The organism is Pseudomonas sp. BT76 TE3572, from assembly GCF_050435365.1.
Taxonomy (GTDB): Bacteria; Pseudomonadota; Gammaproteobacteria; order Pseudomonadales; family Pseudomonadaceae; genus Aquipseudomonas; species Aquipseudomonas fluorescens_W.
In genome coordinates this window covers 4218758-4237897 of sequence record NZ_JBNDKE010000001.1, presented here as the reverse complement: position 1 = coordinate 4237897, position 19140 = coordinate 4218758, and the positions used below count along the sequence as shown (strand labels likewise).

General features: G+C 59.1%; 18 protein-coding genes and 1 pseudogene. 5 read left to right on the top strand and 14 right to left on the bottom strand.

The features are described 5' to 3' along the window. Positions 1 to 162: 162 nt before the first annotated feature. The 12 genes and pseudogenes from ABH912_RS19205 to ABH912_RS19150 form a co-directional block, all read right to left on the bottom strand. The gene (locus tag ABH912_RS19205; protein ID WP_429511392.1) at positions 163 to 789 is read right to left on the bottom strand and encodes a class I SAM-dependent methyltransferase; all 627 of its coding nucleotides are present in this window, start codon (positions 787 to 789) and stop codon (positions 163 to 165) included. Between the two features lie 88 nt (positions 790 to 877). Further along, positions 878 to 1522, bottom strand: a complete 645-nt coding sequence (locus ABH912_RS19200; protein ID WP_429511391.1) for a methionine ABC transporter permease — start codon at positions 1520 to 1522, stop codon at positions 878 to 880. Further along, the gene (locus ABH912_RS19195) at positions 1512 to 2633 is read right to left on the bottom strand and encodes a methionine ABC transporter ATP-binding protein (RefSeq protein WP_429511389.1); all 1122 of its coding nucleotides are present in this window, start codon (positions 2631 to 2633) and stop codon (positions 1512 to 1514) included. The genes ABH912_RS19200 and ABH912_RS19195 overlap by 11 nt, the downstream gene beginning before the upstream one ends. Before the next feature lie 2 nt (positions 2634 to 2635). Then, positions 2636 to 3445: a MetQ/NlpA family ABC transporter substrate-binding protein gene (locus ABH912_RS19190; protein ID WP_415766139.1), complete on the bottom strand. Its 810-nt coding sequence runs from the start codon at positions 3443 to 3445 to the stop codon at positions 2636 to 2638. 75 nt (positions 3446 to 3520) lie between these two features. Beyond that, positions 3521 to 4879 (bottom strand): LLM class flavin-dependent oxidoreductase, encoded by a 1359-nt coding sequence (locus ABH912_RS19185; RefSeq protein WP_429511388.1) that lies wholly within the window; start codon positions 4877 to 4879, stop codon positions 3521 to 3523. Then, positions 4879 to 6084 (bottom strand): SfnB family sulfur acquisition oxidoreductase, encoded by a 1206-nt coding sequence (locus ABH912_RS19180; RefSeq protein ID WP_429511387.1) that lies wholly within the window; start codon positions 6082 to 6084, stop codon positions 4879 to 4881. The genes ABH912_RS19185 and ABH912_RS19180 overlap by 1 nt, the downstream gene beginning before the upstream one ends. A 38-nt stretch (positions 6085 to 6122) precedes the next feature. Next, positions 6123 to 7365 (bottom strand): annotated as a pseudogene (locus ABH912_RS19175) (SfnB family sulfur acquisition oxidoreductase). 359 nt (positions 7366 to 7724) lie between these two features. After that, a complete protein-coding gene (locus ABH912_RS19170) occupies positions 7725 to 8489 on the bottom strand; it encodes a hypothetical protein (protein ID WP_033058495.1) in 765 nt (254 codons plus the stop codon). Positions 8490 to 8989: 500 nt separating this feature from the next. Then, positions 8990 to 9745, bottom strand: coding sequence for an L-cystine ABC transporter ATP-binding protein TcyN (tcyN, locus tag ABH912_RS19165; RefSeq protein ID WP_033058492.1), 756 nt, complete (start codon positions 9743 to 9745; stop codon positions 8990 to 8992). A 4-nt stretch (positions 9746 to 9749) separates the two neighbouring features. Next, positions 9750 to 10415: a cystine ABC transporter permease gene (gene tcyL / locus ABH912_RS19160; RefSeq protein ID WP_033058489.1), complete on the bottom strand. Its 666-nt coding sequence runs from the start codon at positions 10413 to 10415 to the stop codon at positions 9750 to 9752. Next, positions 10415 to 11209, bottom strand: coding sequence for a cystine ABC transporter substrate-binding protein (gene tcyJ, locus ABH912_RS19155; RefSeq protein WP_429511386.1), 795 nt, complete (start codon positions 11207 to 11209; stop codon positions 10415 to 10417). The genes tcyL and tcyJ overlap by 1 nt, the downstream gene beginning before the upstream one ends. Positions 11210 to 11526: 317 nt before the next feature. Next, on the bottom strand, positions 11527 to 12519 hold the full coding sequence (locus ABH912_RS19150; RefSeq protein WP_429511385.1) for a D-cysteine desulfhydrase: 993 nt from the start codon (positions 12517 to 12519) through the stop codon (positions 11527 to 11529). Positions 12520 to 12712: 193 nt separating this feature from the next. On the opposite strand from ABH912_RS19150, the gene epsC reads away from it, so the two are divergent. Both epsC and betT read left to right on the top strand, forming a co-directional pair. Further along, a complete protein-coding gene (gene epsC, locus ABH912_RS19145; RefSeq protein WP_033058482.1) occupies positions 12713 to 13639 on the top strand; it encodes a serine O-acetyltransferase EpsC in 927 nt (308 codons plus the stop codon). A 501-nt stretch (positions 13640 to 14140) separates the two neighbouring features. Next, on the top strand, positions 14141 to 16096 hold the full coding sequence (gene betT, locus ABH912_RS19140; RefSeq protein ID WP_429513130.1) for a choline transporter BetT: 1956 nt from the start codon (positions 14141 to 14143) through the stop codon (positions 16094 to 16096). A 27-nt stretch (positions 16097 to 16123) separates the two neighbouring features. Here the strand turns inward: betT and ABH912_RS19135 are convergent, their stop codons facing one another. After that, positions 16124 to 16384, bottom strand: a complete 261-nt coding sequence (locus ABH912_RS19135) for a hypothetical protein (protein WP_033058475.1) — start codon at positions 16382 to 16384, stop codon at positions 16124 to 16126. A gap of 166 nt (positions 16385 to 16550) precedes the next feature. Further along, positions 16551 to 17291, bottom strand: coding sequence for an SDR family oxidoreductase (locus tag ABH912_RS19130; protein WP_429511384.1), 741 nt, complete (start codon positions 17289 to 17291; stop codon positions 16551 to 16553). A gap of 129 nt (positions 17292 to 17420) precedes the next feature. On the opposite strand from ABH912_RS19130, the gene ABH912_RS19125 reads away from it, so the two are divergent. From ABH912_RS19125 to ABH912_RS19115, 3 genes are all read left to right on the top strand, one after another. Next, the gene (locus tag ABH912_RS19125; RefSeq protein WP_033058470.1) at positions 17421 to 18311 is read left to right on the top strand and encodes a LysR family transcriptional regulator; all 891 of its coding nucleotides are present in this window, start codon (positions 17421 to 17423) and stop codon (positions 18309 to 18311) included. Between the two features lie 131 nt (positions 18312 to 18442). Continuing rightward, positions 18443 to 18625 (top strand): type II toxin-antitoxin system HicA family toxin, encoded by a 183-nt coding sequence (locus tag ABH912_RS19120; protein ID WP_033058467.1) that lies wholly within the window; start codon positions 18443 to 18445, stop codon positions 18623 to 18625. Beyond that, positions 18622 to 19086, top strand: coding sequence for a type II toxin-antitoxin system HicB family antitoxin (locus ABH912_RS19115; RefSeq protein ID WP_192409809.1), 465 nt, complete (start codon positions 18622 to 18624; stop codon positions 19084 to 19086). The genes ABH912_RS19120 and ABH912_RS19115 overlap by 4 nt, the downstream gene beginning before the upstream one ends. The last annotated feature ends 54 nt before the right edge of the window (positions 19087 to 19140 follow it).

The following is a 19140-nucleotide window of genomic DNA, read 5'->3' as shown; positions in this document are numbered from 1 at the left end:
GACCGAGGTGTTCCTGAGAAATTTTGCGACCGGGGAAATAGAGTCGAACTCCGGTTTTGAAAAGCTTGAAGATCTGCTCCCTTTCCCCTCTCCCCCCTGGGGCGGTCCGACGTTTCGGGAGGGCTGGGGTGAGGGGTGGATCTTAATGACACACCCTTAAAATCAAACCCGACGCCAAACACTCGCCAACCAAGGCTGCTGCTCCCGCGGCAGCCCCGCCGGCCGGTAGTAATGCTCCAGCTCCACAAACCCCGCGGCCGTCAGCAATTGCTGCCACGTCTCAAGATCGTGGTACGCCCCATAACGCGGCCCATTCCATCCTTCCTGATTCTCGCCACGCGGATTGGAACTGAACAACACGCCACCCTGCTTCAAAGCCCCGCGCAATTCCTTCAACACCCGAGGCAGTTCCTGACGCGGAATATGAAACAGCACCGCATTGGCGAAGATCCCGTCAAAGCGCTCAGCCGGCAAATCCAGCTTCAGAAAATCTTGCTGCCAGACCTCACAACCACTGTCTTCGCGTGCCATCTGCGCAAACTTCTCCGAGCCATCAAGCCCGACAGCGGTGTGGCCCATGCGCGTGAAGGTTTGCAAATCACGACCCGGCCCACAGCCAAAGTCGAGAATGTCGAACGGTGCCTCCCCCTGAATATGCCGCAGAAGCGCATCAATGTTCTGGCTGACATCATGATCGCGAGTCCCTTCGCGAAAACTTTCAGCCACCGAGTTGTAATGGCCCAGGGTGGTGGAGGTGATCTGCTCGAGGTCGGTGGGGGTCTGTTTCATGGTCGGCTGCGCAGGCAATTGGGATTTGCCGAATATACGCCATGAGGCAGATAGCGATATCACTGACGACCAATGACTTGAGCCAGACTCAGCGCTTGTTGAGCCCCCGCGCCAGCCGATCCCCGCCCAATTGAATCGCCGCCACCAACACCACCAGCAACACAATCACCGTCAACATGATCTGGCTATCAAATCGCTGATACCCGTACCGATAAGCGATGTCGCCCAACCCGCCGGCACCAATCGCCCCGGCCATGGCCGATGAGTTGATCATGGTCACCAGGGTGATGGTGAAACCGCCGACAATTCCCGGCAGCGACTCGGGCAACAACACATGCCAAACGATATGCCAGCGCCGGCAACCCATCGCCTGCGCCGCTTCGATCAACCCGTGATCGACCTCACGCAGACTGACTTCGGCAATGCGCGCAAAGAACGGAGTAGCGGCGATGGTCAGCGGCACCACGGCCGCCCAAACGCCATACGTGGTGCCGACGATCAGCCGGGTAAACGGAATCAGCGCCACCATCAGAATCAGAAACGGAATCGAGCGGAACAGGTTCACGAACGCACCCAATGCGCGGTTCAGCGCTGGTGCTTCGTAGATGCCGCCCCTGGAGCTGGTGACCAGAATTACCGCCAGCGGAATGCCCGCCAGCAGCGCGATCAATGACGACACGCCGACCATCAGGAAGGTGTCGATGAAGCCTTGCAGCAAGCGATCAAACCACATAACCCAGCACCTCCACCTGTTGCGCCCAGTGGCCGGCGCGTTGACGCAATTCCTCTGCGCCGAGGGACGAACCGGTCACCGCCAGCAGCAATTGCCCGAGGGCATGGCCCTGAATCCGTTCCACGCCACCTTGCAGCAAACGCACGCGACCGCCGAGGGCACTGAACAACGCGGCCAGATCTGGTTCATCGCTCGCGCTGCCGGTGAACTGCAAACGCAGCACAACAGCGGCGTCCGAAGACTGGGGATGTGCCAGCAAGCGGCTTTGCAGTTCTTCCGGCAAACCGTGTTGTAACGGCGCCAGCAAGGTTTTGCTGACCTCGTGCTGGGGGTTGCCAAAGACTTCCCAGACCGGCCCTTGTTCGACGATTCTTCCGTGTTCCAGCACGACGACCCGATCACAGATATCGCGGATCACCGCCATCTCGTGGGTGATCAGCACGATGGTCAGGCCCAGGCGCTGATTGATCTCGCGTAGCAGGCCGAGGATCGATTGCGTGGTTTCCGGGTCCAGCGCCGAAGTGGCTTCGTCGCACAGAAGAATCGCCGGGTCATGCACCAAGGCGCGGGCGATGCCGACACGTTGTTTCTGTCCGCCGGAAAGCTGCGCCGGGTAGGCCTTGTGCTTCTCTTGAAGGCCCACCAGTTCCAGCAATTCGCGGACTTTCTGCTCGCGTTTTTCCTTGGGCACACCGGCAACTTTCAGCGGCAACTCGACGTTCTGCCAAACCGTCTTGGCCGACATCAGGTTGAAGTGCTGGAAGATCATGCCGATGCGCCGACGCAGCGCCACCAGGCGGTCTTCATCGAACTCGCCGATGTCGACCTGATCGATCAGCACGCGCCCCGTGCTCGGTTGTTCCAGGCGGTTGATGGTGCGGATCAGTGACGACTTGCCGGCGCCGCTGCGGCCGATGATGCCGAACACTTCACCGCGCTGGATCGCCAGGTCGATGCCGTGCAGTGCCGCTACCGGACCTTGCTGGCCGTTGTAGGTTTTTCCCAGACCGATGAAGCGCACGTGGGCGCGATTCAGGTCCGGGTGCAGTTCGGTTTGTATGGCGTTATGAGGCTCTGGAATTTCCAGTCGCAGTTGGGTGGCTGCCGTCATATTCAGCTTTCCCAGCCGGCTTGGTAGAGCTTGCCGTGGGCTTTATCCAGCGCTGCGCGAACGGCCGGCGAATGCTGGTAAATGTCGACGAATTTGATCAGGCGCGGGTCGGTTTTACTTTTCGGCTGGATCACGAACTGGATCACGTATTCCTTGTGATCGAGGCCGTCGAACAGCAGGGCGGAGCCGGCATCGAAGGTCTTCGACAGGCGGATGTAGGCCGGGTAACCCTGGACCAGATCGGCGTCGTCATACGCGCGTACCAGTTGCACGGCTTCGACCTGCAGGATTTTGATTTTCTTCGGGTTGGCGATGATGTCTTCTTCGGTGGCCTTGTAGCCAACACCTGGTTTAAGCGTGATCAGCCCGGCCTTGGCCAGCAGTTGCAGACCACGACCGCTGTTGATCGGGTCGTTGGCGATCGCCACGCTGGCGCCTTCCGGCAGCTCGTCGAAGCTTTTGTATTTCTTCGAGTAGAGACCGACGTTGTTGATGATCCCCGGCGCGAACGGCACCAGGTCAAAACCGGCGGCGGCCTTGGCGTTTTCCAGGAACGGGACGTGCTGGAAGTAGTTCACGTCGATGTCACCGGCGGCGAGGCTGACATTGGGTGCGATCCAGTCGCTGAACTCCACCAGGTCGACTTGCAAGCCTTGTTTCTTGGCTTCTTCGACGGCGGCTTCCAGGGGAATGGCGAAAGCGGCGGTGGTGCCGACCTTCAGCGGCGCGTCGGCGGCGAAGGTGATGGAGCTGAAAAGGCCAAGGGCCAGGGCCAGTGCTTTGACTGGGTGAGAGAGGTAGGTCTTTTTCATGTTGGATTTTCCAGTCAATTATTAAATGTGTGCGCGCATTTTGTGGCGAGGGAGCAAGCTCCCTCGCCACAGGGATCAGCGTCGATACGTCGAGCCAGTGTGTTGCTCAGGCAAATGCGCCTCTGCGTGAAACAGTTTTTCCCGCAGGCTGCCGCTGTCGTAAGCGGTCTTGTACGACCCTCGGCGTTGCAGTTCCGGAATCACTAGGTCGATGAAATCCACATAGCTTTCCGGCGTAACAATCCGCGTCAGATTGAAGCCATCCAGCCCCGTTTCCGCGATCCACGATTCCAGCTCGTCAGCGACCTGCTCAGGCGAGCCCACCACGGTGATGTAGCGACCTCCGAGGGCGTGTTGCTCGAGTAATTTGCGGCGGGTCCAGTCGTTGTTTTGCAGATTCTTGGTAGCGGACTGGATCGCGTTGCTCTTCACGTACTGGATAGGCTCGTCGATTTCGTATTCGGAGAAATCGATCCCGGTGGACGCCGAGAAGTGCGCCACGCCGGCCTCGGCGCTGGCGTAGCTCAAGTACTCGGCGTGCTTGGCCCAGGCCAGCTCTTCGGTGGCGCCGACAATCACGTTCAGCCCCATGAACACCTTGATGTCCTCGGGGTTGCGCCCGGCCTCGACGGAACTGGCGCGCACCTTGTCCACTTGAACCTTGGTCGACGGTTTGTTCTGGCCGCTGATGAACACGCACTCGGCATGTCGCCCGGCGAACAGCAAACCGCGATCCGAACTGCCGGCCTGGAACAGCACCGGCGTGCGCTGCGGCGAGGGTTCGCAGAGGTGATAACCCTCGACCTGATAGAACTCGCCCTTGTGCTCGACCTTGTGCACTTTCTCGGGCTGCGCGTAGATCCGCTGCTGCGGATCGTTAAGCACCGCGCCGTTTTCCCAACTGCCTTCCCAGAGTTTGTAGAGCACTTGCAGGTATTCATCTGCCTGGTCGTAACGACGGTCGTGTTCCACCTGCTCGCTCAAACCCATGGCCTTGGCGGCGCTGTCGAGGTAGCCGGTGACGATGTTCCAGCCGACCCGGCCGCGACTCAGGTGATCGAGCGTGGACATGCGTCGGGCGAACAGATACGGCGGTTCGTAAGTCAGGTTGGCGGTGAGGCCGAAGCCAAGGTTTTTTGTCACTGCGGCCATGGCCGAAACCAGCAGCAGCGGGTCGTTGACCGGAAGTTGGATCGACTCTTTGAGCGGCACGTCTACCGAGTTTTGATAGACGTCGTACACGCCGACGATGTCAGCGATGAACAGGCCGTCGAACAGCCCACGCTCCAGCAATTGCGCCAGTTCGGTCCAGTATTCGATGGTTTTGTACTGAGTGGAGTTATCCCGTGGATGCGTCCACAGACCATGGTTGATGTGCCCGACGCAGTTCATGTTGAACGCGTTGAGCAGGATCTTCTTTTTGGCATCGGCCATCAGATGGTCCCCCGCAGTGGCGGGTTTTCATCGTTGAGGTAGTAATTGCCGACCGCGTGATATTTCCAGCGCACCGGGTCGTGCAGCGTGTGTACCCGGGCGTTGCGCCAGTGACGGTCCAAGCCATGTTCGATCAGGGTTGCCTGGCTGCCGGCCAGTTCAAACAGCGTGCTGCCAGCGGCGAGGGAAATCTCGGTGCTGATGGCGCGGGCTTCGGCGACGGCAATCGACGCGGCGGCGACGGTCTCGGCGTTGGTGTCGGCCTGAGCCTTGTCGAGGAATTCGCCGGAGCGTTCCAGCAAGGCTTCGGCGGCGTGCAAACGAATGCTCAAGTGGCCGAAGCTCTTGATGGTCAGCGGGTCTTCGGTGGCTTTGTTGTTGCCGGAATCGATCCACGGCCGGGTCTTGGTGCGCACGAAATGCAGCGCATCTTCATAGGCGGCGCGGGCGATACCGGTGTCGATAGCTGCATGAAGAATCTGCGCTAGCGGGCCGACGGTGGTCGGGCGCTCGAACGCGCTCTGAAACGGGATCACGTCTTCGGCGGCGACGTAGACATCTTCAAACACCACCGAACCGCTGCCGGTGGTGCGCTGGCCGAAGCCGCTCCAGTCGTCGATCACCGTCAGACCCTTGGCGTTACGAGGGACGAAAGCGAGTTGCTGAACGCCGTGTTCATCCACGACCGACGTCGGAATGCGCTGGGCATAAATCGCGCCCGTGGCGTAGAACTTGCGGCCGTTGATGCGATAGCCGTCGCGTTCTCCATGCAGATCAGGGGTCAGGCTGGTGACGCGGTCGTGGGCGGTTTTGGTACCCAGTTCCGCGAGGGCATTGCCGAAGCGCTGACCGGCCAGTACTTCCGCGTAGAGGCGTTTTTTCTGCTCTTCGCTGCCGTTCACCCGCAACAGTTCGAGCGCGTAGAAATGATTCTGCGGGATCTGGCCGAGGGAGCCGTCAGCCTGGGCGATCAGCGCGATCACCTTGACCAGCGTGACGTTGGAAACGCCAGCGCCGCCGTATTCTTTTGGCACGCTGATGCCCCAAAGACCCGAGCGGGAAAACACTTCCAGTTCCGGGTGTGGCAAACGGCGTTCACGGTCGCGCAGGGCGCTGTCGCGTTTGAAATCTTCGGCCAGGTCACTGGCGACGATCAGGGCTTGCTCATCGCTGGTTATGACCGCGACGTGGTGAGAAAGAGTCATGTGTTTCTCCAGAGATCTGGTCAAAAGCGTTCTGGTCGTTAAATCCAGGAATGCCGGGCGGGCAGCGTGCCGTTCAGGTGATAGGTGCCGACGGCGTGATATTTCCAGCGCACCGGGTCGTGCAGCGTGTGCACGCGGGCGTTGCGCCAGTGGCGGTCGAGGTTGAATTCGGCGAGGGTGGCGCGGCTGCCGGCCAGTTCGAAAAGCTTTTCGCTGGCCAGCAGCGAGATCTCGGTGGTCAGGACTTTGGCTTCGGCCACGGCAATCGAGGCGCGGGCGGCGGACTCGGCGGTGAGCGGCGCGGCGTTGACCTGATCGAGTACTTGCCCGGCCTTGCGCAGCAGCGCTTCGGCGGCGTGCAGTTCGATCTTCAGCTTGCCAATGTCGGCGATCACATAGAGGTCGTCGCTGGCCCGCTCGACCTTGGCGTCGATCCACGGCCGTGCACGGGTTTTCACGAACGCGATGGCGTCGTCGATGGCGCCCCGGGCGATGCCGGCGTCAATGGCGGCTTGAATCAGCTGCGACACGGCACCCTGAATGTTCGGGTTGTCATTGATCTTCCAGTTATCCACCACCAGCTCGGCATCGACCTGCACGTTGTTGAGCAAAATGGTGCCGCTGGCAGTGGTGCGTTGGCCGAAGCCTGACCAGTCATCCACGATGCGCAGACCCGGTGTACCGCGGCGGACGAAGGCCAGCACCTGCTTGCCATCGTCGTTCAGCGCCTTGACCGCGACCCAGTGGGCGAACAGGGCGCCGGTGGAATAGAACTTCTGCCCGCTGAGGACGAAGCCGTCGCCGCTGGCGGTGATTCGCGCCTTGAGTTCAAGGGTGTTTTTGGTGCCGCGCTCAGGTCCCGCGTTACCGATTCGCCAGCCGTCGAGCACGCTTTTGAACAGCTGCTTTTTTTTGCGATTCAGTGGCGCTGCCGAGCACCAGGTTGAGAATGCCGAACTGGTTCTGCGGGATCTGTCCCAGTGCCGGGTCGGCCGCGGAAATGATCGCGAAGACTTCGGCAACGGTGACGAATGAAACCTGCGGGCCACCGTACTCGCGCGGGATGGCAATGCTGCCCAGGCCGCTGCGGGTGAACTGTTCGATTTCCGACCACGGCAGCTTGCGCTGCTGGTCGCGTTTGGCCGCTTGCAGGCGGGCGACTTGCGCCAGCTCATGGGCGGCCTTGATGGCTTGTGCGTCGTTGCGCAAAACCTGCGCGGGCAACAACAGGGGGGCGATGTCCAGATCACTCTGGACGATTGCATCTGCCAGACTGGACATCAGTGCCGCTCCTTGGCTGCACGCAATGCCCTGGCGATCTGCACTGGGGTGATTGTGTTCCGGACCATACCTACCTCACATCTCATGGAAACGTCGCGATGGTTGCGACGAACGAAAAAAAGAATGTCCGGTGGTCCGGTGCATATACCCTAAGCATGTATAAAAAATAAATAAACTAACTTTTAGGAATATGCATAGAAGGTTGGTTAGCGCAGACCCTGTGGCGAGGGAGCTTGCTCCCGCTCGACTGCGCAGCAGTCGCCAATTTGTCACCATGCTTTGACTGAAAGCACACGATCACGGGTTTGGGGGGCGCTTCGCACCCCAGCGGGAGCAAGCTCCCTCGCCACAGAAAACCCTCAGTCCAGGCGGGGTTCGGCGGCCATGAGTATCTCTTTTGGCCGGGCCTTCAAATACGGATTGGCGCAACCGATCTTCAGCCTGCGCGGTGGTGCCCAGCGGGAGTTGTTACCCACCCGGTCGAGGATGCAGTAAGTCACTTCCAGCCGCAGGTCTTCGCCGGCTTCGAGAATGATCGCCGGGGGCACCCAGACCTGGATCGGCTGGCCGACATCGCCGGCCTTGAGTCGTGGCAGATCCATGCGCACATCGCCCCAGCGCAGGGTGATTTCGTCGTCGGCGGCCATGTTCAGGTAAGGCTCGATGGTCAACGGAACGCCGCGCTTGATCTGGTTCGGATTGACCCCCTGACGGCGAATGGTTTCGGGGATGTTTACGGGCTCCAGCCCCTGGTTTTCATCGCCGCACAGCGCAGACGGTTGGCCGCCGGGGCAGTCGAGTTTGATCTGCACCCGTCTGGCGGCTGAAAGGGTTGGCCCTTGCCCGATCTGCATGATCCGGTAGTGAATGCGTGAGGTGCCATTGGCAATGAAGCTCTCGGGCACACGCAGTTGGACCGGTTGACCGACATCGTCGGCCGTCAGCACTCTGGAGGCCACGTAGCAGTTGTCCCAGAACAGTTCGATCAGGTCGCCTTCGTCCATGCCGGAGTAGGGCGCCACATCGATCAGCAGGTGCGTCGCCGAGGTGATGTTGATGCAGGTCTTGTGGGATTGCGCCAGGGTCGGGGCCGCAAGTTCGGGTTTGTTCGAAGTGCTTGTCATGGGGATCTCCTTGAAGCCTTGCAGCGAAAGTCCGTTTCTGAAAGTTCTAAAGGCGTGAATTATCGAGCAACAAAACTGTGCACTATTTGCGAAATTAAATAATGAACGAGTGCAAGGTTAAACGCCTGTTGAGACTAGATAAGAGTGCGCTTCAATAGGTGTCAATAGAGTTGGCTAGTTAAGTAGGGTATCTAGTGTTATTCAGAAAAATCCTACGAGTTGAAGTTAATAAGCTGCACCGCTCTGTCGAACTTGGCGTTGTTTTACGGGCTTTCAGCGCGTTGCTGACGGCGAAGGCCGGGTCGATGAGGGCGCTGGGTTTGGCGGATTTTAGGCGAGGTTATTCTGTTGCAGGACATATATATGTACCGCACGCAGCAATAAAAAATTATCTATTGTTCGGATAGATAAATAAGAGAAGAGAATATATCGAGAGGTTTTGTTAGCAGGGATGGTTGTCACTTCCATCCATGGAAGTTAACAAGTAGTGAGGCAATGTTTCAGTTGTGGGCGTTATTAAGAAACTTGCTGAGAAACTGTTTCGTCCGCTCTTCTTTCGGATTGGCAAACAGCGCCTTGGCTTCGCCTTGTTCGACGATCACACCTTTGTCGAAAAACACCACGCGGTTCGCCACGTCCCGGGCAAAGCCCATTTCGTGGGTGACGATGACCATGGTGCGTCGCTCTTCGGCGAGGCTGCGGATGGTCGCCAGCACTTCACCCACCAGCTCCGGGTCGAGGGCTGAGGTGGGTTCGTCGAACAAAATCACTTCCGGCTCCATCGCCAGCGCGCGGGCAATCGCCACACGCTGTTGCTGACCACCGGACAGGCGTCGCGGGTAAGCGTCTTCCTTGCCCGCCAGACCCACCCGGGCCAACAACTTTTTACCCAGGGCAACGGCTTCGGCGTGCGGGATCTTCTTTACGATGATCGGGCCTTCGATAACGTTTTCCAGAGCGGTGCGATGAGGGAACAGGTTGAAGTTCTGGAACACGAAGCCCACGTGTTGGCGTAAACGTCGCACCAGGCCTTGCTGCTGGTTCAATGGACGACTGCCATCGATCTCGATGTCACCGACCTTGATCCGGCCGCTGGTGGGTTCTTCCAGAAAATTCAGGCAACGCAGGAACGTGGTTTTACCCGAGCCGCTAGGCCCGATGATCGCCACCACCTCGCCTTCCTTCACTTGCAGATCAATGCCGTTGAGCACCACTTGACCCTTGAACTGCTTTGTCAGTTTTTCCACGACAATCATTGGGTCAGGACTCCAGGTCGTGCCGATTGACCCGTGCTTCCAACTGGTTCTGCAGGTGCGAAAGCACCGTGGCCAAAATCCAGTAGATCAGCGCGGCGGCAAGGTACATGGTGAAAATTTCAAAGGTACGGGCGGTAATCAGCTGCGCCTGACGGAACAGTTCCGGCACCTGAATAGTGGCTGCCAGCGCGGTGTCCTTCACCAGCGAAATGAAGCTGTTGCCCAGCGGTGGCAGAGCCGTGCGCATCGCTTGCGGCAGGATGGCCCGGCGCAGGGTCTGCGCGCGGGTCATGCCGATACTCGCGGCGGCTTCCCACTGACCGCGCTCGATGGAGCTGATCGCGGCGCGGAGGATTTCGCAGGCATAGGCCGCCATGTTCAGCGAGAAGCCGATCAGGGCCGCCGGCAGCGGATCAAGTTCGATGCCCAATTGCGGCAAGCCGTAATAGATCACGAACAGTTGCACCAGCAACGGCGTGCCGCGAAAGAACGACACGTAGATGCGGGCAATCCAGCTCACCAGTTTGAAGCGCGACAGGCGCATCAATGCCAGGCCGAAGCCCATCACCAGGCCGAAGAACATCCCGCCCAGGCTCAAGATCACCGTGTAGTACGCGCCCTTCAGCAGGAAGGGCGCGGAATCCAGCGCGAGTTGGAAAGCTTCTTCCATTATTGAGTGACGTCAGCGCTGAAGTATTTTTCCGAAAGCTTTTTCAGCGTACCGTCGGCACGCAGCTTGTCGATGGCCTTGTTCACTGCTGCCAGCAACTCAGGCTCGCCTTTGCGCAGGGCGATACCGGCTTCCTGGCGGGAGAACGCTTCGCCGGCGGCGGCAGTGTCCTTGGCCTTCTTGGCGTATTCCAGCGCGGCGAGGCGGTCGATCAGAATGGCGTCGATGCGGCCGACGCGCAGATCCTGGAACTTGGTCGGATCATCTTCGTAGGTGCGAATGTCAGCCTTAGGCACATTCTCTTTCACCCACTGCTCGTAGTTGGTGCCCAGACCTACGCCTACTTTCTTGCCGGCCAGATCGGCGGCGGTCTTGATGGTGTCTTTGTTCTTGGTCAGGGTCAGCGCCTGAATCCCGGAAACGGTGTACGGCTCGGAGAAGTCATACTTCTTTTTGCGCTCGTCGGAGATGGTCACCTGGTTGATCACGGCGTCCAGACGTTTGGATTCCAGCGCCGCGAGGATGCCGTCCCATTTGGTCGGTTGCAGTTTGACCTTCACGCCCAGCTCTTTGGCCAGGGCTTCGGAGAACTCGACTTCGAAGCCGGCCAGTTTGCCGTCGGCGTCGACGAAACTGAACGGTGGGTAAGTACCTTCCAGGCCAACGTTGATCACGCCAGCGTCTTTGATTTTTTGCAGCTGCTCACCGGCAACCGCTTGCCCCAACAGGCCGGCGCTCAGCGCCAGGCCCAGCGAACCTACCAGCAGATTTCGTCGTAGTGCGGAAAAATTCATGACAAGCCCCTGTGTTTTCTTATGAAGACGCTTTTAGGAATGTTGGCAAATTCGGGATTTGAACGACTGCAATATCCTGCCCTAAAGCATCGTATGCGTCTCGCTGCAAATTCGCCTGCGGCGTGACTATATGATGGCGCTTTTAGATTGGAAAATAATAAATATAAACTTTGTTATTCTTTTTTAGAATATAAGTTGCCTTCGAAAAGATCGCAGCCTGCGGCAGCTCCTACATGGATCATGCCCGGCGCAAATTCCGGGTTAACGCCGATCAATGTAGGAGCTGCCGCAGGCTGCGATCTTTTGATCTTCGATCCTTACAAAAAACTTGTATAGGCAAACAACGCCGGCGCCCCGCCGGTATGCAGGAAGATGATCGGGCCGTCGTTGAAACGCTGACGACCGATGCCATCGAGCAACCCGGCCATGGCCTTGCCAGTGTAGACCGGGTCCAGCAACAAACCTTCCTGACTCGCCACCAGCTTCACGGCGGCCAACGTCCCGGCATTCGGTTCACCGTAGCGCGGGCCGAAATACTCGTCCCACAACTCGACCTTGAAACTCGCTGGCAGGCTCACGCCCAGCAGCTCGGCAGTGCGCTCAGCCAGGCCTTGGACTTTCGGGCGTTGGTCTTCATCGCTGCGAGAAACCGTGACACCAATCACTGGCAAATCCGGCAGTGCTTCACTCAACGCCAACGCCAGACCGCTATGGGTCCCGGCACTGCCCGAAGCCAGAACCACGGCCGCGAATGTCAGCCCGGTGTCCTTGATCTGCTCGGCCAATTCCAGCCCGGCACGCACATAACCCAAAGCGCCCAACGCATTGGAGCCCCCAATCGGCACCAGATATGGCTTCTTGCCGTTGTTACGTAGACGGTCGGCCAGCGCCTGCAATTGCTCGTCGGCATTGTCGAGGTTCTCCACCAACTCGACCTTGGCGTCGAACAGGTCCAGCAACAGTCGATTGCCGTTACCGACATAGTTGGCGTCGTCGGTGCCCAGGGGATTTTCCAGCAGGGCTACGCAGCCCAGGCCAAGCCTGGCCGCAATGGCGGCAGTCTGGCGCACGTGGTTGGACTGAAGCGCGCCAGCGGTAATCAAGGTGTCGGCGCCTTGTGCCAGCGCATCGGCCGCCAGGTATTCGAGTTTGCGCAGCTTGTTGCCGCCCATCGCCAGCGGCGTCAGGTCATCACGCTTGACGTACACATCGCGGCCCAACCAGGTCGACAGGCGTTCGAGTTTTTCCAGGGCGGTAGGATGACCGAGCAGGTCGAGGCGGTTAAAGCGGGCAAGCTGTTGTTTGATCATGGGGTCCGTACTGGCGGAGGGAGATGACAGGACTATAGGCACGCCCATTTAGCGGGGCAACTGCCAATCGGCCTTATGCCAAAAAGTGCTGAGCACAGCACAATCGGTTCTTAATTCGGCTTCCAGACCATGCCGTAAAGTAATCGCGGTTAACGCGGCCAGACAGTCCGGCCGCCCGTGAGGAGTTTTTACCGTGAGCGAGCGTTCCAGTCATTGGCAACTGCAGACCATCGTCAGCCAACTGCGCACGGCGCGTGATCAGTGGCGGCTACAAAATGGCCGCGCCAGCACCGAACAGGGCGGTCGCGAGTTGCCTTCCCGAGCGGCCATGGCAGAGATTCTCGAAGCCCTCTGTGGTGCGTTGTTCCCGATGCGCCTCGGTCCGGTGGATTTGCGCGAGGAGAGTGAAGACTTCTACGTCGGCCACACGCTGGACGTTGCGTTGAACGCGTTGCTGGCACAGGCGCGACTCGAATTGCGCTACGCCGCTCGCCACAGTGCCCAGGCCGACACTGAAGTCGAAGCCAAGACGATTCAGATCATTCAGGACTTCGCCCTCGCATTGCCGGGGCTGCGCAGTCTGCTCGACACCGACGTGCTGGCGGCCTATCACGGCGATCCGGCGGCTCGCAGTGTCGATGAAGTGTTGCTGTGCTATCCGGGGATTCTGGCGGTGATTCACCATCGCCTGGCCCATCATTTGTACAGGGCCGGCTTGCCGCTGCTGGCACGGATCAGCGCGGAAATCGCTCACTCGGCTACCGGCATCGACATTCACCCTGGCGCGCAGATTGGCCGCAGCTTCTTCATCGATCACGGGACGGGTGTGGTGATCGGCGAGACCGCCATCATCGGCGAGCGTGTGCGGATTTATCAGGCCGTGACGTTGGGCGCCAAGCGCTTCCCGGCGGATGAAGACGGTCAGTTGCAGAAGGGGCAACCGCGACATCCGATTGTCGAGGATGACGTGGTGATCTATGCCGGTGCGACGATTCTGGGGCGGATCACCATCGGCAAGGGCTCGACCATTGGCGGTAATGTCTGGCTGACCCGCAGCGTGCCGGCGGGGAGCAACCTGACTCAGGCGAATCTGCAGCATGATGATGGGACGCAGAAGTAGGGCGGTCGATGGATTTTTGTCTGATCTAAGAGTCACCCCTCACCCCAGCCCTCTCCCCATAGGGGAGAGGGGGAAAGGGGGTCGATCTCCATGCTTTTCTAATCCTGAGTTCGACTCGGGATTTCAGGTCGCAGAATGTCTACCAAACACCTCGGTCAGTCCCCTCGCCCCTTTGGGGAGAGGGTTAGGGTGAGGGGTGGATCTCAGATCTGTACGGAGATAATGGCATTCCGCCAATTTTCACTGAACGAATTCCCCCAACCCCGCGTCATACCCATCCTTGAGCTAGCGTACGAACAGTACCGCCGAGCCTTGCGATTAGTCCTTAGCACCCTATTCATGTTTAACTTGAACGCTCATTCAAGTTAAACCGTCGGTTTGCTGCCCGCTCACAACAGGAGGCTTGCCTTTGCCGAGTCCGTTATTGATTGCCCTGTTTTACCCCCTCGAGGTGCACCTTTCATGAGTGCATCGCCCACCCCCGCCAGCGGTCAGGTCCGCATGAATCCGCCGGTGTTTTACTTCTCGGCGACGTTCATTTTGCTGTTCGGCATCATCGTCATCGCCATGCCTGAAAAGGCCGGCGCCTGGCTTCTGCAAGCGCAAAACTGGGCGGCCAACACGGTCGGCTGGTACTACATGCTCGCGATGACCCTGTATCTGGTCTTCGTGGTGGTCACCGCCTTGTCCGGCTACGGCAAGATCAAGCTCGGTGCCGACCACGACGAACCCGAATTCAGTTACCTGTCCTGGGCCGGCATGCTATTCGCCGCCGGGATCAGCATCACGCTGTTCTTCTTTTGCGTGTCCGAACCGCTGACCCATTTGGCGCAACCGCCGCAAGGCGAGGCCGGTACGGCGGATGCCGCGCGTCAGGCGATGCAGATTCTGTTTCTGCACTGGGGCCTGCACGGCTGGGGCGTGTTCGCCTTTGTCGGCATGGCGCTGGCTTACTTCGCTTATCGACATAACCTGCCATTGGCCCTGCGTTCGGCGCTCTATCCGCTGATCGGCAAGCGCATCAACGGCCCCATCGGTTACGCGGTGGACGGCTTCGGCATCATCGCCACGGTGTTTGGCCTCGGTGCCGACATGGGCTTTGGCGTGTTGCACCTCAACTCGGGTCTGGACTACCTGTTCGGCATCGCCCACACCCAGTGGATTCAGGTCGGCCTGATCACGTTGATGATGGGCGCGGCGATCATCGTCGCGGTGTCTGGCGTCGATAAAGGCGTGCGCGTGATGTCCGACATCAACATGCTGCTGGCCTGTGCGTTGTTGCTGTTCGTGCTGTTCGCCGGCCCGACTCAGCACTTGCTCAACACCCTGATCCAGAACATCGGCGACTACCTCGGCGCCTTGCCGATGAAGAGTTTCGACCTGTACGCCTACGACAAACCGAGCGACTGGCTGGGCGGCTGGACGGTGTTCTACTGGGCCTGGTGGATCGCATGGTCGCCGTTCGTGGGCCTGTTCATCGCACGGATCTCCCGTGGCCGGACCATCCGCGAATTCGTCTTCGGCGTGCTGTTGATTCCGCTCGGCTTCACCCTGGCGTGGATGTCGATCTTCGGCAACAGCGCCATCGATCAAGTCCTCAATCACGGCATGAGCGCGCTCGGCATGTCGGCCATCGACAACCCGTCGATGACCCTCTACTTGCTGCTGGAAACCTACCCGTGGAGCAAAACCGTCATCGCGGTTACGGTGTTCATCAGCTTCGTGTTCTTCGTGACGTCTGCCGACTCCGGCACGGTGGTGCTGTCGACACTGTCCGCCAAGGGCGGCAATCCCGATGAAGACGGGCCGAAATGGCTGCGAGTGTTCTGGGGCGCAATGACTGCTTTGGTGACCAGTGCGCTGCTGTTCTCCGGCAGTATCGATGCGCTGAAGTCCGCGGTGGTGCTGACCTCGTTGCCGTTCTCGATGATCTTGCTGCTGATGATGTGGGGGCTGCACAAGGCGTTCTACCTGGAGTCGCAGAAGCAGATCGCGCAACTGCATTCCCTGGCGCCGGTGTCCGGATCGCGGCGTGGCGGCTGGCGTCAACGCCTGAGTCAGGCCGTGCATTTCCCGTCACGGGATGAGGTCTATCGCTTCCTCGATACGACGGTGCGCCCGGCGATTGAAGAAGTCTCGGCGGTGTTCGTCGAGAAGGGCTTGAACGTGGTCACTCAGCCGGACCCGGCCAACGACAACGTCAGCCTGGAAATCGGTCATGGCGAGGAGTCTCCGTTCATTTATCAGGTGCAGATGCGCGGCTACTTCACGCCGTCCTTCGCCCGTGGCGGCATGGGTTCCAAGGAACTCAATAACCGTCGTTATTACCGGGCCGAAGTGCATTTGAGCGAGGGCAGTCAGGATTACGATCTGGTGGGTTACACCAAGGACCAGATCATCAACGACATCCTTGATCAGTACGAACGGCACCTGCAGTTTTTGCATTTGGTGCGCTGATCGAGAACCGGTGGCGCCGGGCCTTTTTCAGGTCTCGGCGCTCAACACCATGTACAGCACCAGCGCCGCCACCGGCACACTGAACACCACCGTGCCGATCATCAATTCCGAACTCAGTGACTGACCGGCAGTGACCATGCCAACTGCACCGTTGATCAACGTCAGCGCCAGCCACAGGACCACGAAGCTGTAGGTCAGCGTCTGTTGGCTAAAGCCGATTTTGTCGCCGATGAACAACATCAACGCCAGCAGGATCAGGCCGAAGGTGATGATGATGGTGGTGTGCATGGTGCGTTCCGCCCTTTAGATGTGTGCTGCCTGTAAAGCCGCCTTCGCGAGCAAGCCCGCTCCCACAGGGTTCTCGGTTGTTCACAAAATATTTGTTCAAAGGAGATCCCCTGTGGGAGCGAGCTTGCTCGCGATTGGGGTCACTGCGGTATCAGTTTGAGCATAGTTAAACCAGCCCACCATTGACCCGCAGAATCTGTCCGTTGACCCAAGCCGAATCCGGTCCCACCAGAAACGACACCACGCGGGCAATATCCTCCGGCTGACCTAAACGCTCCAGCGGTGCCATCTTGGCGAAGGTCTGAATCTGCTCTTCACTTTTGCCGTGCAGGAACAGGTCGGTAGCCACCGGGCCGGGGGCCACGGCGTTGACGGTGATGTTGCGCCCGCGCATTTCCTTGGCGAACACCTGGGTCAGGGATTCCACCGCCGCTTTGCTGGCGATGTACACCGCGTAGCCCGGCAGGTTCATGCCGACAGTGCTGCTGGAGAAGTTGATGATCCGCCCGCCAGTGTTCAGGCGGGTGGCGGCTTCACGCAGGGTGTTGAACGTGCCGCGAGCGTGGATGTTGAAGGTCTGGTCGAACAGCTCATCCGTGTGCTGCGCCAGCGGCATCACGTTGAGAATGCCGGCGTTGTTCACCAGCACATCGACCTTGCCCAGTTGCGTTTCGGTTTCGTCGAACATCCGGCGTACGTCGTCGGCGTTCGCTACATCCGCCTTGATCGCTATGGCCTGGTGGCCGGCCTGACGCAATTCGACCACCCGTTTTGAAGCTTCGGTGGCACTGCTGGCGTAGTTGATGGCGACGGAGAAACCCTGGTTGGCCAGTTGTTTGGCGATCACCGCGCCGATGCCGCGGGAGGCGCCGGTCACGATGGCAACTTTCGAAGTTTGGTTAGTCATGGCGATGATTCCTTTGAAGTGGATGGCTTGGGGTGAAGCCAGATTCACATGTTTACTCAGGCGGATAAATGCACGAGAGTTGCCTTGACTGTTCAATAATCGCCAACAATCAACCGCCAGGAGACCCGCGTGGATCAAGTCAAAGCGATGAAGGTTTTCGTGCGGATCTACGAGCGCAGCAGCTTCACGCTGGCTGCCGACGACCTGAACCTGCCGCGGGCGACGCTGACCCACACGCTGAATCAATTCGAAGCCTGGCTCGGTACGCGTTTACTGGAGCGAAGCACTCGTAAGGTCCGTCCTACGCTGGACGGCGAGGCGTATTACCTGCGTTGTGTGCAGTTGCTGGCAGAGTTGGAAGAAGCTGAACTGGCGTTTCGCGGGGTGGCGCCGAAGGGCCGGCTGCGCGTGGATCTGCACGGCACGCTGGCCAAGCACTTCGTCATCCCGGCGTTGCCGCAGTTCATGGCGCGCTACCCGGACATCGAACTGTCCATCAGCGAGGCCGACCGCTTTGTCGACCTGATCGCGGAAGGCGTCGACTGCGTGCTGCGCGCAGGCACCTTGGGCGACTCCGCGCTGATCGGCCGCCGCGTCGCCAACCTGCGCCAAATCACCTGCGCCAGCCCCGCGTACTTGCGCAAATATGGCGAACCGAAAAGCCTCGACGACCTGAAACATCATCGTGCCGTTAACTACGTCTCGCGCACGACTGCCAAGTTATTTCCCTTCGAATTCATGGTTGATGGCGAGCTGAAGGAAGTGGCTATCGATGGCGCGCTCTCAGTGTTCGGCGCAGAAATTTATGCGGCGTCGGCGATTGCCGGGTTGGGCCTGATCCAGTGCCCGCATTACCGAATGGAAACGCAGATTTCCCAGGGTTTGGTGCAGGAAGTCCTGATCGATACGCCACCACCGCCGATGCCGGTTTCGGTGTTGTATCCGCACAACCGACACATGTCGCCACGGGTTCGGGTGTTTGTGGATTGGCTGGGGGAAGTGTTTGCGGGGGCGCGGTAGCCGCTGGTCCATAGGGCAAATCAGGCCTCTGCACGATAGGCTAATATTTATCAGAGTGTGTATGGTGTGTATTGGTGTGAAGCTTCGTCGCGTAGTGTGCACAGCAGATGCTGCCCACAAGGACGAAGGTGATGCGAAGTCGGGAAATGATCAGGATGATCGAGGAGGATGGTTGGTATCTGGTGGCCGTGAAAGGCAGCCATCATCAGTACAAACATCCATGCAAACTAGGGAGGGTGACGATAAAGCACCCGGACTCGGATCTTCCAAAAGGAACGATCAACAGCATATTGAAACAGGCGGGTCTGAAATGAGACCCGACACCGGATATGAAAGCCCCGAGCGGGCCACATCACAGGAAGGACTTACCGAAATGAAATTCCCGGTCGTTCTGCACAAGGATGCCGACTCAGAATACGGAGTAATTATCCCGGACGTGCCGGGTTGTTTCTCCGCGGGCGGTACTGTGGCGCAGGCATTTGAAAACGTGAAGGAAGCGCTGTCGTTGCACTACGAAGGCTTGGTGGCCGATGGCGATCCACTGCCGCAGGTGCATGAGATCGACGCTCATCTTGATAACCCTGATTACGCGGGCGGCGTGTGGGGGGTGGTCGAATTTGATATCACGCCTTACTTCGGCAAGTCGGTGCGCTTCAATGCCACACTGCCTGAGCAGTTGCTTGAGCGTATCGATCAAACAGTCAGGCGGGATCAGCGGTACAGCTCAAGGTCTGGCTTTTTGGCTGCCGCTGCCCTGCGTGAGTTGTCGGCGTAAATGTTGATCGCTCCTACGCAGAGTCGAGCGTGGGAACGATCAACTGGCGGCAAA

Coding starts and splice junctions, on each gene's coding strand:
- ABH912_RS19200 (WP_429511391.1), bottom strand. CDS start 1,522: ATGTGGTTTGATCGCTTGCTGCAAGGCTTCATCGACACCTTCCTGATG.
- ABH912_RS19130 (WP_429511384.1), bottom strand. CDS start 17,291: ATGACTAACCAAACTTCGAAAGTTGCCATCGTGACCGGCGCCTCCCGC.
- tcyJ (WP_429511386.1), bottom strand. CDS start 11,209: ATGAATTTTTCCGCACTACGACGAAATCTGCTGGTAGGTTCGCTGGGC.
- betT (WP_429513130.1), top strand. CDS start 14,141: ATGAATCCGCCGGTGTTTTACTTCTCGGCGACGTTCATTTTGCTGTTC.
- ABH912_RS19190 (WP_415766139.1), bottom strand. CDS start 3,445: ATGAAAAAGACCTACCTCTCTCACCCAGTCAAAGCACTGGCCCTGGCC.
- ABH912_RS19150 (WP_429511385.1), bottom strand. CDS start 12,519: ATGATCAAACAACAGCTTGCCCGCTTTAACCGCCTCGACCTGCTCGGT.
- ABH912_RS19195 (WP_429511389.1), bottom strand. CDS start 2,633: ATGACGGCAGCCACCCAACTGCGACTGGAAATTCCAGAGCCTCATAAC.
- ABH912_RS19135 (WP_033058475.1), bottom strand. CDS start 16,384: ATGCACACCACCATCATCATCACCTTCGGCCTGATCCTGCTGGCGTTG.
- ABH912_RS19115 (WP_192409809.1), top strand. CDS start 18,622: ATGAGACCCGACACCGGATATGAAAGCCCCGAGCGGGCCACATCACAG.
- tcyN (WP_033058492.1), bottom strand. CDS start 9,745: ATGATTGTCGTGGAAAAACTGACAAAGCAGTTCAAGGGTCAAGTGGTG.
- ABH912_RS19120 (WP_033058467.1), top strand. CDS start 18,443: ATGCGAAGTCGGGAAATGATCAGGATGATCGAGGAGGATGGTTGGTAT.
- ABH912_RS19170 (WP_033058495.1), bottom strand. CDS start 8,489: ATGACAAGCACTTCGAACAAACCCGAACTTGCGGCCCCGACCCTGGCG.
- ABH912_RS19185 (WP_429511388.1), bottom strand. CDS start 4,879: ATGGCCGATGCCAAAAAGAAGATCCTGCTCAACGCGTTCAACATGAAC.
- ABH912_RS19205 (WP_429511392.1), bottom strand. CDS start 789: ATGAAACAGACCCCCACCGACCTCGAGCAGATCACCTCCACCACCCTG.
- tcyL (WP_033058489.1), bottom strand. CDS start 10,415: ATGGAAGAAGCTTTCCAACTCGCGCTGGATTCCGCGCCCTTCCTGCTG.
- ABH912_RS19180 (WP_429511387.1), bottom strand. CDS start 6,084: ATGACTCTTTCTCACCACGTCGCGGTCATAACCAGCGATGAGCAAGCC.